10 protein-coding genes and 1 pseudogene are annotated in these 19,301 nt (G+C 27.1%); 9 read left to right on the forward strand and 2 right to left on the reverse strand.

What is annotated here, in order from left to right; translation table 11 throughout:
• Positions 1 to 5 precede the first annotated feature (5 nt).
• The 8 genes and pseudogenes from pnp to ERUM_RS04875 all read left to right on the forward strand — a co-directional run.
• Positions 6 to 2,375: a polyribonucleotide nucleotidyltransferase gene (gene pnp / locus ERUM_RS01930; protein WP_011155035.1), complete on the forward strand. Its 2,370-nt coding sequence runs from the start codon at positions 6 to 8 to the stop codon at positions 2,373 to 2,375.
• A 29-nt stretch (positions 2,376 to 2,404) separates the two neighbouring features.
• Positions 2,405 to 3,202 (forward strand): class I SAM-dependent methyltransferase, encoded by a 798-nt coding sequence (locus ERUM_RS01935; protein ID WP_011155036.1) that lies wholly within the window; start codon positions 2,405 to 2,407, stop codon positions 3,200 to 3,202.
• A gap of 31 nt (positions 3,203 to 3,233) precedes the next feature.
• Positions 3,234 to 5,030 carry a translation elongation factor 4 gene (gene lepA, locus ERUM_RS01940; protein ID WP_011155037.1) on the forward strand — a complete coding sequence of 599 codons (1,797 nt, stop codon included), beginning with the start codon at positions 3,234 to 3,236 and terminating at the stop codon, positions 5,028 to 5,030.
• Positions 5,031 to 5,558: 528 nt separating this feature from the next.
• Positions 5,559 to 6,689, forward strand: a complete 1,131-nt coding sequence (locus tag ERUM_RS01945; RefSeq protein ID WP_011155038.1) for a hypothetical protein — start codon at positions 5,559 to 5,561, stop codon at positions 6,687 to 6,689.
• Between the two features lie 573 nt (positions 6,690 to 7,262).
• Positions 7,263 to 7,829: a hypothetical protein gene (locus ERUM_RS01950; RefSeq protein WP_011155039.1), complete on the forward strand. Its 567-nt coding sequence runs from the start codon at positions 7,263 to 7,265 to the stop codon at positions 7,827 to 7,829.
• A 406-nt stretch (positions 7,830 to 8,235) separates the two neighbouring features.
• Positions 8,236 to 9,405 (forward strand): hypothetical protein, encoded by a 1,170-nt coding sequence (locus ERUM_RS01955; protein ID WP_011155040.1) that lies wholly within the window; start codon positions 8,236 to 8,238, stop codon positions 9,403 to 9,405.
• A 1,281-nt stretch (positions 9,406 to 10,686) separates the two neighbouring features.
• Entirely contained in the window at positions 10,687 to 12,444 is a 1,758-nt protein-coding gene (locus ERUM_RS01960) for a hypothetical protein (protein WP_011155041.1), read from the forward strand.
• Positions 12,445 to 13,421: 977 nt separating this feature from the next.
• Positions 13,422 to 13,720 (forward strand): annotated as a pseudogene (locus ERUM_RS04875) (amidase family protein); the annotation flags it as partial.
• Positions 13,721 to 14,355: 635 nt separating this feature from the next.
• On the opposite strand, the gene ERUM_RS01965 reads toward ERUM_RS04875, so the two are convergent.
• On the reverse strand, positions 14,356 to 15,897 hold the full coding sequence (locus tag ERUM_RS01965; RefSeq protein WP_011155042.1) for a hypothetical protein: 1,542 nt from the start codon (positions 15,895 to 15,897) through the stop codon (positions 14,356 to 14,358).
• A gap of 327 nt (positions 15,898 to 16,224) precedes the next feature.
• Here ERUM_RS01965 and ERUM_RS01970 point away from each other — a divergent pair, with 327 nt between their 5' ends.
• Entirely contained in the window at positions 16,225 to 16,425 is a 201-nt protein-coding gene (locus ERUM_RS01970) for a hypothetical protein (RefSeq protein WP_011256065.1), read from the forward strand.
• 574 nt (positions 16,426 to 16,999) lie between these two features.
• On the opposite strand, the gene ERUM_RS01975 is transcribed toward ERUM_RS01970, so the two are convergent.
• The gene (locus ERUM_RS01975; protein WP_231837243.1) at positions 17,000 to 18,559 is read right to left on the reverse strand and encodes a hypothetical protein; all 1,560 of its coding nucleotides are present in this window, start codon (positions 18,557 to 18,559) and stop codon (positions 17,000 to 17,002) included.
• Positions 18,560 to 19,301 lie beyond the last annotated feature (742 nt).

Consider the following 19,301-nt stretch of genomic DNA (forward strand, 5'->3'; position numbering starts at 1 on the left):
ATAGTATGTTTAATTTGATAAGGAAGTCTACAGAGTGGGGAGGAAAGACCTTAGTTTTAGAAAGTGGTAAAATAGCAAGACAAGCTAATGGTGCTGTAGTGGTAACTTATGGTGGAACTACAGTATTGTCAACAGTGGTAGCAGGTAAGGCTAAAGAGCCTGTAGATTTTTTACCATTAACTGTACAGTTTGTTGCAAAAAGTTATGCTGTAGGTAAGATTCCTGGTGGTTTTTTAAAAAGAGAAGGTAAACCATCTGATAGAGAAACTTTAATTTCTCGTTTAATTGATAGAAGTATTAGGCCTTTATTTCCTTCAGGTTTTTATGATGAAGTTAGTATAGTATGTAATTTATTATCATATGATACAGTTACTCCTCCTGAAGTGACTGCGTTAATTGGTGCAACAGCTGCTCTAGCTATATCTGGTGTTCCTTTTAATGGAATGGTGGTAGGAGCAAGGGTAGGATACTTATTGTCAGAAGATAAGTATTTGTTGAATGCATCAGCTGATGAGATGTTGTCTAGCTCTTTAGATTTGTTTTTATCAGGTAATAAAGATTCTGTGTTGATGGTTGAGTCTGAAGCGTCTGAACTTTCTGAATCTCAAATGTTAGGTGCAATTTCTTTTGGGCATCAAAATTGCCAAGAAGTGATAAAATTAATTGAAGAATTTAGAGAAGAAAGTGGAATATTACCTTTTGGCTTTATACCACATGATATTACTTCACTTGTTGATGATATAGCTTCCTCTTATACAGAGAGTTTTAGTATAGCATATTCTAATATTGTAAAAAAAGAGCGGGTATTAGAATTAGAAAAATTACGTGACCAAGTGTTGTCTGATATGTTGGCAAAGTATGAGCAACCTAATGGTAACTTACAATGTCAATATAGTAGTCAAGATATTATTAGTGCATTAAAAAGTTTTGAAAGGTCTTTAGTACGTTCTAAAATTATTGAAACTTCTTCTAGAATAGATGGACGTGCTTTTAATGGAATACGTGATATCGAAATTGAAATAGATGTTTTACCTAAAACACATGGTTCTGCATTATTTACTAGAGGTAATACGCAAGCACTTGTTGTTACTGCATTAGGTACTCCACAAGATGAACAAATAGTTGATGATTTAGATGGCGATAGGAGAGAGAATTTTTTATTGCATTATAATTTCCCTCCATATGCAGTTGGTGAGTCAGCAGCGTTACGTGCTCCTGGGAGAAGGGAAATAGGTCATGGTAAGCTTGCATGGAAGGCTATTCGCTATGTATTGCCTGAGAAGTCAGACTTTCCATATACTATTAGGGTAGTTTCTGAGATAACAGAATCTGATGGTTCATCTTCAATGGCTACTGTCTGTGGAGCTTCTTTAGCTCTTATGGATACAGGGGTACCTATTAAGGCACCTGTTGCTGGTATTGCAATGGGTCTTATTAAAGAAGGTGAGAAATTTATCATTCTTTCAGATATATTGGGTGATGAAGATCATCTTGGTGATATGGATTTTAAAGTTGCTGGTACTTCATCAGGTATTACTGCGTTGCAGATGGATATGAAAATTTCTGGTATAAGCATTGAAGTGATTGAGAAATCATTACTTCAAGCTAAAGATGGTAGAATGCATATTTTAGATAAAATGAATTTAGTTATACAAGAGTCTAGAGAGTGTATAAAGAACCATGCTCCTAGAATAGAGTCTATTTTTATAAACAAGGATAAAATCCGAAATGTTATAGGTAGTGGTGGAAAAAATATCCGTGAGATTTGTGAAAAAACAGGTGCAAGGGTTGAGATCATGCAGGATGGCACTGTGATGATATATGCAATTAATAATGATGCAGTAGAATATGCTAAAAATATGATTATGGATATTGTATCTGAACCAGAAATAGGAAAGGTTTTTGATGGTACTGTCATTGAGATTGTAAAGTTTGGAGCTTTTGTTAGCTTTTTGGGAGGTAAACGAGGTTTAATTCATATTAGTGAAATAAAAAATGAACATATTAATGCAGTAGGTAGTGTCATTTCTGTAAATGATAAAGTCAAGGTTTTAGTTATTGGAATAGATCGTGAATACGTTCAACTTTCTATGCGTAGGGTAGATCAAGAAACTGGTGAACCTATAGATGGAGAGCTTTATAATATAAGAAAAACTAATTCTGATTCTGATGATTCATTTTTATCGTCAGGTAGTGTTAATAATAGACATGGAAGTGAGAAAAAAAGACGTGGTAGTGGTAGGTCTCGTCGTAGTAGTGGTGGATCTAGTTATCATAGGGATGATCTACATAACAACGGTTTTGGTAATGGTAACCGTTCTTTTAATGATAACAGAAATGGTAATGAAGTTCCTAGAAAACCTAGGTTCTTTTAGTAGTTTTTTGCTACAACAGTAATCTTGTTATGCTTATTTTTGATCGTAACCTTGTGAGGTTATATAGATATAAGGCATCTTTTTATAATAAGGCTGATTCTTTTATATTTTCTGAAACTACTAATATTATTTTAGATAAGTTAAGTTTGTTTCCAGTAAGTAACGGTTTAATTTTAAGTATAGGGTGCAGAACTGATTATCTTGTTGAGAATTTACTACAAAGAAAATTGATTTTTTGTAAAGACCAAGTAGTTCAGTGTGATGTATCATACTATGTATTGTGTAGAGTTCATGATGGTTATAGAGTAGTAGCTGATGATGAACAATTACCGTTTTGTCATAAAGTATTTGATATTGTTGTGAATCATCTATGTTTACATAACGTTAATAATTTGTTTTATAACTTGTTAAGCATATACAATTTAATAAAGAAGGGAGGCATTTTTCTTGCTTCATTATTTGGTAGTAAGACTCTTTATGAACTCAAACATTCAATTATTAGAGCTGAAATGGATATAGGTATTGCACCTAGAATTATGCCATTTGTTAATGTACAATATATTATTTCTTTATTACAGAAAAGTGGATATTCTAATATTGTGATAGATGTTAATATTATTCAAACACAGTATAATGACATATATAATTTATTTAGAGATTTGAGGAGAATGGGTGAAGGTAATGTATTATATGTTAGAAATAGACGTCAATTAACTAAATCTGCTATTAAGAAAATTTTTGAATATTATAAAAAGTATTTTTCAGTAGATGGAGTTAGTATTCCTGCTACTTTTGAGATTATTACTCTAAAGGGAGATAAGGCATAGAACTATAGTAATGGTATGAGGATTAGTTTATATGGATAAAATTAATATAAGAAATTTTGCTATAATAGCTCATATTGATCACGGGAAATCTACATTAGCTGACCGTCTAATTGAAGAGTGTAATGGTCTAGAAAAACGGGAAATGAAAGACCAAGTTTTAGATTCTATGGATATTGAGCGAGAGCGGGGTATTACTATAAAAGCACAAACTGTGAGGTTAATGTATACGGCTAAAGATGGTAAGGTTTATTATTTGAATTTGATGGATACTCCAGGGCATGTAGATTTTTCATATGAGGTTAGTAGAAGTTTAGCAGCATGCGAAGGTTCTTTGCTTGTTGTAGATAGTACTCAGGGAGTTGAAGCTCAAACTTTAGCAAATGTATATAAGGCTATAGATAGTAATCATGAGATAATTCCAGTATTAAATAAAATAGATTTAGCATCTTCAGATCCAGATAAGGTAAAGTCTCAAATAGAAGAAATCATAGGAATAGATGCAAGTGAGTCACTACTTGTATCAGCAAAATCAGGTATAGGTATAAAAGATGTATTAGAGGCTATAGTATCTAGGTTACCAGCTCCATCTGGAAATTTTGATAACCCCTTGAAGGCTATTTTGGTAGATACTTGGTATGATACCTATCTTGGAATAGTAATTTTGTTACGTGTGGTGGATGGTGTAATAAAAAAAGGTATGAAGATTGTTATGATGTCTAGTAATGCTGTATATCAAGTTGATAATATTGGAATTTTTACTCCACATAAAAAGATTGTAGATCAACTTTCAGTAGGTGAAATTGGATTTATTACTGCATCTATTAAAGAATTATCGGATTGTAAGATAGGTGATACAATTACTGAAGAGCAGAGAAGATGTGATAATCCAATGCCGGGGTTTAGGACGATTCATCCTGTAGTTTTTTGTAGTATTTTTCCTAATGAAGCCGGAGATTTTGAAAGATTGCGTGAGGCTTTAAAGAAATTACAACTTAATGATGCAAGTTTTACTTTTGATATTGAAGTATCAAATGCACTTGGATATGGATTTCGGTGTGGATTTTTAGGAATGTTGCATTTAGAAGTTATACAAGAAAGATTGGAAAGGGAATTTAATTTGGACTTGACTGCTACAGCACCTGGTGTTGTATATCAAATTATATCTAAGAATGGGATTCTTCGTGAGGTTCATAATCCTCATGATTTTGGTGATGTACAAGATATAGCTAGTATAAAAGAACCTTGGATTTGTGCTACTATTATGGTGCCAGATCAATATTTAGGTGTTGTAATGTCGTTATGTAACAATAAGAGAGGGGAAAAAGTAGATCTATCATATTCTGGTAATACTGCATTATTAAAATATAGGTTACCATTATCAGAAGTTGTTTTTGACTTTTATGATAGAATAAAATCTATTTCTAAGGGTTATGCAAGTTTAGATTGGGAAATGGATGGATATATGGATAGTGAGATTGCTAAATTAACTATTTTAATAAATTCTGAGCCAGTTGATGCTCTTGCATGTATTGTTCATAAAAGTAAAGTTGAACAACGAGGTCGAGAAATATGTTTGAGATTAAAAGATTTAATACCAAGACAACAGTATAAGATAGCAATACAGGCAGCGGTAGGAAGTAAGATAATCGCGCGTGAGACTATATCACCATATCGTAAAGACGTTACAGCAAAGTTATATGGTGGTGATGTTACTAGAAGAATGAAATTATTAGAAAAGCAAAAAAAAGGAAAAAAAAGGTTACGAGCCATAGGTAATGTTAATGTACCACATAATGCGTTTATTCAGGCTTTAAAGATTATAGATTAATTATTACGTATTATTTTTCTGTTCTATATTTGAGCAATAATAATTTTTTTGATAAAAATGCTTATTTAACGTGTATCTCATATATGGTATGTAGATATTATGTTTAAGCAATCTATTGATAATTAGTATGTAAATATAGCTATATGTTATAAACGTTTGTGTTATTCTGTACTAGATTAAGTTGTTTTTTATAATATTTTTTATATTCAAAGTAATTTTAATTAACATTAAAATATTGTATGCTAAATAAAAGGTTATTTAAGTTTTAGTATAATACTAAAGTTATGAAGATATTATTTTAAGTAATATTAAATTTTAATTATCTATAGTTTGTTATAACTGACAATTGTTAAGAAAAATCATAATCAAATAAATTAAATTTTAATTATTAAATGATATAAATTAATTATTCAATACATATTAGTATGTATTTAATTTAAATTTTAATATTTATAAAAATACTTAAAAATTTCAATCAAAAAAAACAAAATTCTATTTAATTTATCATAATTTCCTTAAGGTAAGTTTATGCAGCTAAAGAATTACAAACTAAGTACTATAGGTACATGTGTTACAATAATTATAGGTAAGGCTATAGGAATTGGGTTAAGTTGTTCACAAGACTTACCTATTGGAGCTAGAATTGGAATAATTTGTGCAACTGCTGTATGTTCAGTTATAGCTTCTATTTTGGTATCTGTGGTCCTTACATTCTATAATAAGCATAAAATAAATAAGTTATATACTACTTTAACTGAGGCTAAACAAGCTAAACTAGAAGACATACCGTTGGATGTAATTGATACGTCTCAAAAGGACAAGTTATCTGATAAAAGTGAAGATAAAGGTGAAGATAAAAGTGAAGAATCTCAAAAAACTAGTGATGTTGACAAACCTGATATGGGCAAAGATGATGATATTGTTAGTACTTTTAAGGGGTCTATTCCTGAACCAGCTTCTAAAGATCAAGAATTACTTGGTGAGCAGGTTGCTAGAGGACAAACTGCTGATATTCCAGTATCTAAAGATGAAAAATTATCTACTGAATCTAATATAGATGGAGATAATAATTCTGTTAATATTTCTACATCTGGTCTTAATGCAACACATGAAGATCAAAAATTATCTAGTGAACAGACTGTAAAACAACAAATTGTTGGTATTCCGATATCTAAAGATAAAAAATTATCTGCTGAATCTAATGATGGACATAATGACGTTGCTGATGCTTCTATATCTGGTATTGTTCAGCAAACATCTGATGGTCAAAAATTATCTGATCACACGACTGATCAACAACAAGTTAAGAATATTATATCTACTCCAGTTAGTGCAACTAAGACAGTACAGGAAGAAAAGAGTATTAAGAGCTTAGCGGATGCAGCTTCAATACTGATGCGCAAACAAAGGAAAATATTACATGTTCAAAGTGATGGTACTTATAATACATATACTTCTGAAGTGCAAATGAGAGAATCTGACAAAATTTCTAAGGATTCTAAGAAATCTCATGATAAAGCAGATGAACCTGACGTTAAAAATAAGCTAAAAGAACCTGAAAGTCCATCTATTGAGTTAGATGAGCAAATGTTTAATAGTAATGTTGGTAGATTACAAATGTCAAGGGCAAGTAAAAAAAGTCAAGGAAGATATGCATAATGTTTATTATTATCAATGTTATAACTAAATAATAATATTTTAATATTATAAGTTTATAAAAGTAAAGTTTACAGAAATTACTAATATCAATATTTTATTATTTGTTAAATGTATATTCTGTAAATATTTACTTTATAATGTAATAAAATGATATTTGTATAATTTATTATACATGTGATATCTAAAGTATAGATTATTATAGATATAATAATTATATTAATTAGTAAATAATATATCCTTAAATATAAATTATTTGTTAGAAAAACTATTTTAAGTATCATGTCAATTGTTTAACAATAGTACTATTTAACATTTATTATGTATAACTTATAATGTATCGAACAAAATTTAATTATTAGTACTTAGTGTAATTATACATGTATGTAATCTGTTGACTTAAGTTAAAGTTGTGGTTTTTAATAAAATATTTAATATATTAATATATGATACTAATAATAAATTTACTATAAATATTTATATAGTAAGTTTTAATAAATTATTAAATTTAAAAAATTAATATTAATATAATTAGTATTATAAAATTTTAATTTTATTATAATTAAGGTTAGTATTATGATAAAGAATCATAGAAAGGCTATTGGTTGTAGTTCTGTATTGGTAATAATTTGTGCAACAGTAGGACTAGTGATGTCATCTGTAGAGGACAGTATGCCTGCAAACCGTTTAACAATGTTTGTAGCTATATTTACAATCCTTTTAGTAGCTGGTTTTGTAGCACTATACAGTAATTATCAAGATATAAATTATGATAAAAAACTTGCTATTCTTTATTCTAGGGGAGAAGATGATGAATATAAATATGTTCCTAGAAGAGAAAAAGAGAAGAATAATCAATTTTTTCCCAAATTGATGAATTTTTTGTTTCGTAAAGAAACTCAAAGTAAATCTGTCGATGTTGATTATGAATTAAGTGATGATAATATTGTTACTTCAGAATCACCTCAAACAGTGGGTTATAGTCATGAAGAAAAATTTGCGCGTAAAGGTACTGAGAAAAATTATGGATCTATTGAAACGACATCTCATAATTTTGGTAATCCAGATGGAAAGCTAGCAGCTAATAGTATGATAGAATCTGCAGAACTAGATATAAAGAAATCTTGTATACAACGTAAATAATTCATATTTCTTTAATCAACGAAAGTATACTAATTTTACAAATTATTAAAAATATTAAATATAATAATTTAAAATTTAAAAAAGTAATATTTATGTAATATAGCTTATGTAAATATATAATAATGCCTATTATATATAAAAGAAAAATTTCATTACCATGAAAACTTATGGTGTTAATAAAAAAAATTGTATTCTAGTTTTTTATTAGATAGTGCAGATTTTAGTATATTAAAAACTATATCTTTACTATTTAACATATGAAAAATTCCTAATAATCAACTCTTAAAATTAGTATTTAATAAGTTTTTATCATATATTTTATTAATAAATTTTTATTTTTTAATAAAATATATGATATAATACAAATTAGTTATAATTTTTATTATATGAAATATAGGTTTTTTATATGATAGTTTCTAGGAATAATGGTATTAAGGTTGCGTGTATCGTCGCAGTAGTGTCTTCTTTAATAATAGTACAAGTGCTTAAAAGTATAGGTATAATAAAAGACAATGAAGCTGAAATATTGTCTATTGTTATAAGTGTAATATTGATTACTGGTATTGCAGCGGTGTTATTTCAGTGTATGTGTACAAATGGCATTACGTTAGGAATACTTGATTCATTGAGTGAAAGTGACTCACATGTTGCAGATGGTGATATAGATACATCAGATATTGCTGAGGTTTGTAAAGCTGTTGATCCTGAAGAGAATTGTCTTGGTAAAGATGAATCTCCTGCATCAACTTCTGGTCAAAATAATGCTTCTGAAGGTGAATTACCTAGAGTAGCTCCTAGTCAAGATCATGCTTCTCAGGATGGATTGCCTAGAGTAGCTCCTAGTCAAGATCATGCTTCTCAAGATGGATTACATAGAGTAGCTCCTAGTCAAGATCATGCTTCTCAAGATGGATTACATAGAGTAGCTCCTAGTCAAGATCATGCTTCTCAAGATGGATTACATAGAGTAGCTCCTAGTCAAGATCATGCTTCTCAAGATGGATTGCCTAGAGTAGCTCCTAGTCAAGATCATGCTTCTCAAGATGGATTACATAGAGTAGCTCCTAGTCAAGATCATGCTTTTCAAGATAGATTATCTACAGCTCCTGTTCAAAATGATGCTTCTAAAGATGGATTACCTACAGCTCCTGTTCAAAATGATACTTCTAAAGGTGGTGGATTGCCTACAGTTCCTAGTCAAGATGATGCTTCTCAAGATGATTTTCTAGAAGGATTACTTGAGCCAATGTTTAGTGAAAATGTTACTGATGTACGTTATAATGAAGAGTCTGATGGAAATGCTATTGATCAGAATCAGCTTTTAGGTGATGGAAAAAAATCTAGTGATGATTCTAGAGATGATGATAAGAGTTGTGTAAGGCCTGAAATTAAAAACAATTCTATTCCTTTTTTGTCTGTAACTACAGCTGTTAGCCCAACAGGTGATAATGATCCGAATCTTATAAATTTAGAAGAGGGTGAAAAAAGTGATGAAGAAGCAGGCCAATCTTGTAGTCCAGGTTTGTTATATAATGTTAAGTTATGTGAAAGAAGACATATGAATGTATTAATGTAATAAGAACAGATTGGATTAATGCTTAATAAAGCACCATATATTTCTCACTATTTATTATTATAGTTAAATATATAATTGGAATATATTACTATGAGCATGATGATTCTTTAGAATTAAAAGGTATAGCTAATAATGGTATTCTAGTGATATAAGTATGATATAAAACAAAGCTTAACTAATATAGCATGAATTCAAGTTAAGAAAGGTAATGGTAACTCTCAAACTTTTTTAATATTGAAAGTTATTTTTAATAATGTTTAGCTATAGTAATGGTAAAGATATTTCTAGTGTTGGACATATAGTATATTGATTATTTAGTAAAAATTGTCATGTTATTTGCTAAAAAGTTTATATTTAGATTGTGCAAGAGTTGCTTTAATTTAACTTGCTATAATAAGGTATTGTGGTGATAATATGCTTAATATGTTGTCATATTAATTTTTCTAGTTATGTTTTTTAACTTCTAAAACCACTTACTTTAGTGTTATATAAAAAAATTTAATCACTTATATTTTAATGTAATCTGATATTTATCTTTCTTTTTTTAATACATGTTATGTATGTGTTTTTACATGTGTTAGATTATAAAAAGATTTTTAATAGGACTAAGAATGTATAGTTATTATATCTCTTTAAGATTTTATGCGTTATTTGTAATTATGTGATAGGACTATAATTTATTGAACAATTTACGTATACTTAACAGTTAATATAAAGTTATAAGTTATATATAATATTAATTAATATTATCATCTTGTATTGATAAAGAATTTATTAATACATATTTCTAGCATTTTAAATAAATTAACATGATACTTGGTTAGTTGATAAAAAGAGAAAGTATTAATTATCAACTTAAGATATGTAGGGTATTGTAGTCAAATAGCATTACTATTTTTTAATATAGGGAAATTTAAGAGATTATATGCCATTTAATTATTTTACTATTATTAAATTTATTAGATGTACTATTAAAATAAATTATATATATTATATATGACTAATATTATTTTTTTTTACTTGTAAGAGATATTTATCTTAATAAATATTTATAAAATATAATACTATAATTCTTTAATCTATATATGTTTATTTTTATTAAAATTAATTAATATTATTACTAATAGGTTATTGATAGTAACTAAGTGTTTTATAATTGAGATAAATACATGTTATAAAACTTCTTATTTAATTACATAAATTATTAATATTAATTATTAAAATATCATATATTGATACGTTATGATAAAATTATAATAAAATTTTTAGGTTTTTATTATTATGAATAAATTACGAGTAAAATTTTTACCAATTACATTAGGTGTCATTTTAAGTGCTACTGCTTTAACTTTTATAATGTTATATAGGCAATTTGGTAATAATATTCCTTTATATGTTCGTAGTAGTTTTATTTCTGTTTTAGTGGGGTTGAGTGCAGCTTTTATTGGCACCTTAGTAATTTGTGCATTCTATAGTCAAGGTGTTGCTATAACTATGAGGGATAGTAGGAAGCGTTTAAAGATTAATCTAGATAAACAAGTTCCTCTATTTATACAGATTTCACGTGAAGAATTATCTAAATTAGATACTAATAGTAATATTATAAAGCTGTCATATAATAACTCTGGATCTAAGTCTGAATCTAAGTCTGAATCTAAGTCTGAATCTAAGTCTGAATCTAAGTCTGAATTTGAACTTGAATTTGAACCTGAATCTAAACCTGAACCTAAACCTGAACCTAAACCTGAACCTAAACCTGAATCTAAACCTGAATCTAAACCTGAATCTAAACCTGAATCTAAACCTGAATCTAAACCTGAATCTAAACCTGAATCTGAATTCTCTAGAAGTGTCGTAAGTGTAACACAAAATCGAGGGTTATCATCTGATCTAGATGTGGAAATAAAAAGTAAAGGATTAAAATTACTATTTAGTGAAGAGGATATTAATAATATAAGTAATGTTCCAGGGTTATGTGTTATACTTGAATCTGATAAATTGAAATTATTAAGAAACATAAGACCATCTATAAACAGAGTAGAGTTAGTTAATGGAAAATTATCTTTATCTCTTTCTTATACCAAGATTGAAGATAATACTCAAGATGTAGAATATATTGCAAGCGATTTTCATGATGCTTTGATGGCAGAAATTATGGATAGTAATTATTCTACTTGGTTGTTGAGTCAAAAGATGACTGTTTATGATGAGATAGCATTAAATATTTTGTATAAGTGTCCTATTAAAATATCTGATTATGGTTCTTGGCTTACTGACACAGAAGATGGTAAGGTTGCTGCATGTTTTTTTAGTATGTTTGAGTATGACCGTAATTATGGAAATTTATTTTCCCCTCAAGTAAATCAAATGTTAAAATCACACATTGAAAATATTAACAAATATGTCAGAACTCATAAAATAGAACCAGATGATAAAACAAAGATGCATGTATTTGGCTTAATAAAGCACACATATATGAATAAATCCTATGAAAGGAATAATTATGAATTTTTGTATAAAAATTATTATGTTGATAGTTTTGGAAGTAATATTGCTAGTCTAATAATGTCTTCTGTTTATAAGGATGATTTGTTAAAATACATTTATGCTCTTGCTTCGTATTATACTAATGGTAATGGTGATGATAAAACAAATGATTTTATTAAAAATATATTAACACATGTAGGATATGAAGATGATATTCATCATTTTTGCAGATATATAGAGTGTATTGAGAATAAACAACCTTATAAGAGCGAAAAAGCGGAGTACGATAAATCTAAAATGGAATTCATTCTTTCATGTGTACTAGATGAGTTGTGTCTGAGAGAAGATACTGACATTAAAACTGTAATGGAATCTGCAAGACAATATTTTATGAATGAATGTAAAAAGCATATGGTATTTTCTGCAACTAGTAATTTAAATTTAGATATGAAAATAAAGGATATGATTGTACATGATCATCATAGAACAAAAACAGATGATCCTCAGATTGAACTTGTGAATAGTAATGTTTGTGTTAATAGTATATTTTAATGTACTGAATATATTGTTGGTGTTAATATAGTTTGTAAATTTTATTTATTGTTTTGTGTTATAAAGTACTATGTAAAAATGTTTAGCAGTTTTTCATATGTTGGAAATGTGGAATGTCTTTTTGTAATACATATTTAATGTATACTTAATTAATAAAGTATTGTGTGATTCTTTTAATTTATTATACAAATTGTTATCTTGAATAGTATTCTTTTTAATAGAAACTTACACTATATACTAATGTTGTTTATTATGAATGACACATATTTTTTGCGAAGTTTTGTGGTATAATTGATTTATCATATGTATTAATATTAAATAAATATTACAATATTGCTTATTTAAGCCTTAGGTTAATAAGTTCATAGTTATCATTTACTGAATGATCTAGTAAGTCAGCTTTATTGAATTCTATACATTTAACAAAAATTTGCAAATTAAGTACATATAACCTGAAATAAATGAGAAAAACATAATCAATAATGTACGTGCTACGTGTATTTTAGTACTAGTAAGAACAATTGTACCATTTTTAGTTTCTATATAGTTATGTAGTATCCATTTATATGTACCTTCAGGAAGGTATATGATTTCTCAACTTATATGTGTTATGTTTCAATCAGTTTTATACATTTTTAATATTGATATTGCTTTATTTTAACTAATATGTAAGTTCTAAGATCTTAATACTATTAAGTTATTTATTATATAACACATTATATATGTTTTATTAATTAAGTGAGTTGTTATACCATTGATTTCTCACTTTAACTAGATGGTATATATCAATAAATTGTTTACAATTCTTAAATTTTTTATCATTGATATTGATTTTATTGTATATTAATGCGTTGTTTTAGAATGCTATAATATTTTATTAAAATAAAGGAAGCAACTAAATAATTTTCTGTATATTGCGAAGTACTATTAATATATAATTTCTATAATCTATTGAAGGTTATGTTGTGTTGTAAAATAGAGGAAATAATCTTGGAACAGAAGTAAAAAGAAGAATATTAATAGGAGCATACGCATTGTCATCTGGATATTACGATGCATATTATAACAAAGCGCAATGTATTAGACGTTTAGTAACAAATGACTTTGTCGAATCCTTTAAGAGTGTTGATTACATTCTTACCCCTACTGCTCCTAAAGAAGCATTGCAATGGATGAACAATTAGATACATTAACTATGTATTTAAATGACGTATTTACTGTTCCAGCAAGTCTAGCTGGATTGCCAGCTATTTCTATACCAATAGGATTATCAAAAAAAAAAAATTATAATAGCATTTTATAATTTATGGTTTAGTCTGAATATAGTCACAATATGTAAAGTGGTTAGTGGTATCTGTTCCGTTATATTTCGTAATAAAAAGTAAACCATAATAATGTTTATATTCTTGATTTATAATAATATTATATCTGTTACTAGATATGTGAAATATAATATATTGTAAGATTTTTTTCTTATATTTGTATTTTTGTACATCTGTATAAATAATACATAATTTATAATAAGAAACTCACTATAAATCTACTATTGCTTTTAATAAAAATTATAAAAAATTCTACTAATATTGTTTTTTTCTCATAACTTTGATATAAAGGTTGTATTTGTCTGTAGGTAATACTAAAAGATGAGAAAATACAGTATCTACCTTTATTTGGTTTGTAGTGGTTATTATTTATAGTTTTGTAATATCTAAAACTTATGTACCAATATATATATTCAGCAATTTACTTTGAATCAAGAGTATATTGTATTGATAATATACTACTGTAATTACAGTAACATTATAAAATCTATCGTTGATTATTAATAATTTTTTTTAATGTATTAAAACTACAAGAAACATCAATATGTAACATAATCGTTATGTTATAAAAAAACATAATAAGTTTTTTTTATTGTTTTTGAAAAGAGTATTGACTATTGTTGTGAGATTCAACATTACTTAGGTTTTTGATATTAGTTCTAACAGTAGGAGAAATAATAACTTTCTCAACATTTCCTATATCTATTAGATATTCTCTCTCACAATATAATTTTATATGAGGTCTACACTGTTCCATGATATAGTTTTTTGCTGCAGATATTAAACTAGAATCAGAGTAGAATTGATTATCCCCCAATAATTCTTGTAGTATGTCATTAATTTCTGGGTTTGTATAGTATTCTCTGTTTCTAATAATTGTTGGATCATCGATTAATATATAGTGAACCATATTGTAAGCATCTGCACAATTTTCTAAATGTAATAACTCATCAATAAACATATCTGTTGGATTATGGAAATCACCATTGGAATCAAGACTACTATAACTAGCAATTGCACAAATATACTTGTATAATCTATTATGCTTAATTCTGTGGCGTATAAGATCAGCAATATTTTCACCACGTCTATTCACATAACGATTTTCGTACAAATTATCATAACTATTTATATCACAAGAACGTTGAAAATATATATTCTGTATCATCGATAATACTTTTCTCTCACTTACAGGATCGTGTTGAGGTGTAACATTATATAAGATATAGCTTTCAATACATAAAGCTTTGCATTCTAAAGTTTCATCTTTTAGATGTGAACATAAACCATTTTCCCCTAATATATCTTTAGTACCAAAAATATTAAAAAAACTTAATGCCATTTTACCGATCTCTGAAGAATACCAATGGTCTTCATTACTGTAAAATTTTTCCATTGGGCACATAGATAAAAAATACTCTGCGATAACTTGATATATTGTTTTATTAGGATCTTGATGATCAATAACTTTTTTCTTTAGAATTTCTTGAAAATCTTTTTTTGTGAAACAATACTTACTTACATCATCACAAAACTCTATGTATTTACAAGCTAATGACAGATTGTTATTTTTTAATATTGGGTATAATATTGTAAAATCTGTACATCCTTGAATAATTTTCTTAACATCTTGTGTATTGCTTTTCGTGACAATACATATGCCTGGAGTATTTATATCAGCAGCATTTTTAATATTATATAACAACTCAGACTTTATAGTAGTGTCTAATTGTATTTTTAAATTCTTAGAAGACAACATACCTCTGTTTTGTTTTATCGCTAAAATATTATCTTGTATACCTGACATAGAATTGCATGTAAGATCTGTAATATTGTATTTGTGATCTATTTTACTCAATTCTTCAGATGATATAGGTAAAAATATACCCATTTGTTGCTGTATATTATCAGTTGATTTCTCTATATGTTCTATAGGTAACCCTCTGTGCAACATAATCGTATGTGCTAAAGTAGCGATAATACTTAAAAATACTAGAAACAATACCGTATTAATAATACCTATACTTAGATTAGAGTTAAACTTCTCCATTAAGCTAAAAAAGGTAACTATAATTGCGATAAAAAATATGCATAATATGCATAACAGCCAATAAGATCGCAATTTATTCATAAAACCCTAAAAAAAATATAAAGGATTATAATATGAAAAATATAATAAATACAACTATAAGAATTAATGTATTACAGGTAGTTTACTTTATCAATTAAGCAACTATAAAAAAGTGATACACTATACGCTAGTTTTTGTAATTTTTTTGTTTATTTATCAAAATAATAATTATGCTAAAATTTATGTTTGTAACATTTTGTCTACTTTTTTGTTAATTTCTAATAAAAATTTGTGTTTATTTATGTAAAAAAAAAAGAATATAAAAGATCCATTTTGTAGATATTAAAAGGGAATGAATTTATAATGAATGCTAATTTGATGTTGTAAATGATCCTAATTATTATCAAGTATGGTCAAAATTCGATTTGTCATTACATAATTAAGGAATTTAATTTTGTAATTACTGTTGATAATATCTTGTTAAATATTAATAATGATGAAAAGTTTACTCGAGATGATATTACTGAAAGTAATATTTCAAAAATAGTTATTGTTTTTCAGTTTATTTTACTGACATCTCACTTATAGAAAATACAATGCTAGTTAGTATATATAAATGAAATACTATAACATCTACCTTTGCTTATAAAAAATGATAGGACTTGTAATTCTTCAATTCTAAGAACTTATTAAAGATGTTAACAACAAAATAATATGCTGATAATTAGCTGTATCCATCTTGAAATTGTGTATAAAAAATATTTAATCTACTATAAATAGTAAACTTACATGTGATGTACTAAAAAATATCAAGTTACCTACAATTTCTTCATTTAGCTGTTTACTTAAACCAATATATTTGTATTAAATTATACATGATACTGTAAAAAACTACAGTATCATGTATATTGTTTTTAAAATAATGAACTTTTAAAAATATGTAATAACTAGAAAACAATAAGATTAATACTTTACTAGTACTGTGGTACATTTATTATATGCTCTAGCATTTTCTAGGTATACATACTATCTATTGGTAGAATATTATTTAATTCCTACTTTCAAGTTTAACATATTACTAAAAAAGCCCTTTAGCGTATTTTAAATATCTTCTATAAGAAATTTTATTATTAGCATAATTATACATACTTTTAATTTACAGTTACTGATTGTGCATTTTTGACTTAGTCTCTGCATTTTGTGATACCAAGTTAGGGTCAGACAATACGTTGTCTATTTCTTGATTAGGATTGTGTAATATTATTTTATCAATATTTCCCATATCTATGGTTCTGTATATGTCAAAATATATCAGCGCATGTTCTTTACAGAAGTTCACAATATAACTTCTTGCAGCACTGATTAACTGTGCGCTGGAAAAGCTACTATAGCCTGATAGTAATTCACTTAGTACATTACTTAACTCAGAATCTTCACATTTAGCAACGTGACTAAAATACCTTGCCGCTTTACTAGTGCCAACTATTTTAGAAGCTTTTGTTATCGCATTTTCATAATTTTCCTGTTTCAATAAATTACTTAAAAACTCATTAGTATTGTTGTTTATTGGAAGCTTTGTATCTTGTATAGCAATAGCACATATTAACCTAAACGTGCTATTTAACTTCATTTTACTGCGTAATGTATCACTTAAACGTCTACCAGAAGGGCTTATAAAAGGATTATTATATAGTCTGTTGTACATACTAAATTGACTGTCAAGACGTATATAGTATTTTGCTACTAAATTAAATGCTTGTTTAGTAAAATATTCGTTAGTATATTCACCATTTTGTTTTACAAAATTAATTACTTGAGTTCCTAGTTGAGATAGTTTACTATTATTTGTACCTCTGAAATTAAATATACTAAAGAAAGCATATAATAACTTAGCTTGATCGCAATAGTTCCAATTTCCATTTATAAGTTTGTCAACAGAATTTTCAGTAAGTATATGTTCTAATATTATATCATATAATGTTCTATTATGAAGAGTTCCGCTTCTGTCATCAACAATGTCTATTTGAGATTTCAATATATTTTCAAAATTTCTCTGAAAAAAAGATATATCATCCTTTGATAATACTGCATGTGTTTTATGGGGAAATATTTTGATACCTTTACATACTAAAGATATTGATCCGTTTTGTTTGATAATTGGATAACGTACTTTAGCGAGTGTCATCTTATTAAATTCTTGTAGAACAGTACGTTTATTAGCATCAGTAACGATGCATATACCAGAACCTGATTTATTAAGTTCTGTGTATTGAGAACCATGTAATATTTTTACATTTTGAGAAGTATCCAGTGGTACTTCTAATTTTTTCTTAGATGTTATTCCTAGAGTTTGTGTAATGTTTAAGGTGTTGATTTTGCTAGTGCTAGGTACTAAAGAACACGTGATATCAGTGATGTTATATTCACTATTTATATTATTAAGATTTTCTTCAGATACAGGAAGAAATACACTAACCTTATCTTGTATATCTTCTATGTCTTGATCCTTTGTAGATTTTACAGAAAATCCCTGTGAAAGAAAAGCTATATGTACTACTAAGCCAACAATACCTACACATAGGACTGATAAACTTATGATTAGAGCAATACCTAGTGCGCTGTAATTATAACCTTGAGTTTGTAGTTTAAGATAAGCAGCGATCGCTGCAATACAAAGTGCAACTAATATGCCTAGTAATAGTTTAGAATATACTTTATTCATATGTAACACACCATAAGTAAGAAAAAACTTAATAATTATACTATAGAAATACACTTATTAAGAATATATTTTTTGTATACTTACAACTGGTGAGTTTGTTATTTTTAATATTATAGTAAGAAAAATGAGATTAATTGTAATATTTGAAGTAGTATTCACTAATTTTTATGTTGTGTGACAATGATAAACACATATTTAAGAATTATATTATTTACTTAATTTTAATTTTCTATGAAGATTTATGTTATAAATAGCATGTACAAATATATGACAAAGTATATAAATTGTTCTTACATAGATTTGTATATCTGGAAATTAAGATAGTGGTTAAGAGTTTTAGGATATTAGTCTTTAAATGTATACAAGCTGTACTAATTTTCTATGATATATTAATAGCTTTTTTATCAATGTAGGAAATAAGATGATTGAAGTGTTTCTAGGAGAAATACATGTTACATTGAACACACTATAATATTAGTAATATTACTATGTTATCTTTAAGATAATGTTAAGCATAAGATGATAGTGTGTTAGTAAATAATGTTATATTGACATTATATGTTAATGCTATATTAATGCTAATACCTATAGTTACTGTCAAAAATAATCACATGTTTTTATGATCAATAATATGTAATCTTAATACATTGTGTTTGTATTACTTATCAAGAAATTATGAGTTTTTGCTTAAAGACAGTTAAAACTACACTGTAGTATATATATTTATGATTGAGTGTATTTT

The organism is Ehrlichia ruminantium str. Welgevonden, assembly GCF_000026005.1.
Taxonomy (GTDB): Bacteria; Pseudomonadota; Alphaproteobacteria; order Rickettsiales; family Anaplasmataceae; genus Ehrlichia; species Ehrlichia ruminantium.

Coding starts and splice junctions, on each gene's coding strand:
- pnp (WP_011155035.1), top strand. CDS start 6: ATGTTTAATTTGATAAGGAAGTCTACAGAGTGGGGAGGAAAGACCTTA.
- ERUM_RS01935 (WP_011155036.1), top strand. CDS start 2,405: ATGCTTATTTTTGATCGTAACCTTGTGAGGTTATATAGATATAAGGCA.
- lepA (WP_011155037.1), top strand. CDS start 3,234: ATGGATAAAATTAATATAAGAAATTTTGCTATAATAGCTCATATTGAT.
- ERUM_RS01945 (WP_011155038.1), top strand. CDS start 5,559: ATGCAGCTAAAGAATTACAAACTAAGTACTATAGGTACATGTGTTACA.
- ERUM_RS01950 (WP_011155039.1), top strand. CDS start 7,263: ATGATAAAGAATCATAGAAAGGCTATTGGTTGTAGTTCTGTATTGGTA.
- ERUM_RS01955 (WP_011155040.1), top strand. CDS start 8,236: ATGATAGTTTCTAGGAATAATGGTATTAAGGTTGCGTGTATCGTCGCA.
- ERUM_RS01960 (WP_011155041.1), top strand. CDS start 10,687: ATGAATAAATTACGAGTAAAATTTTTACCAATTACATTAGGTGTCATT.
- ERUM_RS01965 (WP_011155042.1), bottom strand. CDS start 15,897: ATGAATAAATTGCGATCTTATTGGCTGTTATGCATATTATGCATATTT.
- ERUM_RS01970 (WP_011256065.1), top strand. CDS start 16,225: ATGATCCTAATTATTATCAAGTATGGTCAAAATTCGATTTGTCATTAC.
- ERUM_RS01975 (WP_231837243.1), bottom strand. CDS start 18,559: ATGAATAAAGTATATTCTAAACTATTACTAGGCATATTAGTTGCACTT.